Origin of the sequence: Vibrio sp. 10N.222.48.A3 (assembly GCF_041475345.1) — a bacterium.
Classification (GTDB): domain Bacteria; phylum Pseudomonadota; class Gammaproteobacteria; order Enterobacterales; family Vibrionaceae; genus Vibrio; species Vibrio tasmaniensis_A.
This window is the reverse complement of sequence record NZ_JBFRVX010001336.1, coordinates 1-490: the sequence shown is the minus strand read 5'-3', so window position 1 is coordinate 490 and position 490 is coordinate 1. Positions and strand designations below refer to the sequence as shown.

Genomic DNA, 490 nt, shown 5'->3' with positions numbered 1-490 from the left:
TAAATTTTAGCCATTGCCAAATGGGTAATCTAAAATTATTAATAATCATTTTTTATTAAAATTCATTCATCTACACAGATAAATTAGAGATGTGTATATGAATAAATTTTCAAAAGGACTACTAATATGGAAACACTGATCTGCCGCTCTTTTCAATCATTTATAGATTTCTGCGATAACGATATTGTTAAAGGAAAAAATATCCACTGCACTTTTAAGGCCTGTAAGGAGAAGGACTGGCGTTGGATGCAGTTTTACCTAAACGACAAAGGAGGAAAAGAGCTGACCTTTAGCTTCATATGAAACAAAACGCCTTAACTAATATTTCGTTTAACTTCAAATTTATTCAAAATTTTGTAAATAGTATTCAAAAAATGAGCCATTATATAAAGCACTAGAAAAACTAACTGTCTTAACCATCGCTCTCTAGAAATATGGAGAAACACTATGTTAAAAGCACATCTCGAAAACCTACAATTACCTATAGGTA

General features: G+C 30.4%; 1 protein-coding gene. It reads left to right on the top strand.

Annotated features, from left to right (window positions below; all coding sequences use genetic code 11):
* The first annotated feature begins 126 nt into the window (after positions 1-126).
* Entirely contained in the window at positions 127-303 is a 177-nt protein-coding gene (locus tag AB4653_RS26155; RefSeq protein ID WP_016800056.1) for a hypothetical protein, read from the top strand.
* The last annotated feature ends 187 nt before the right edge of the window (positions 304-490 follow it).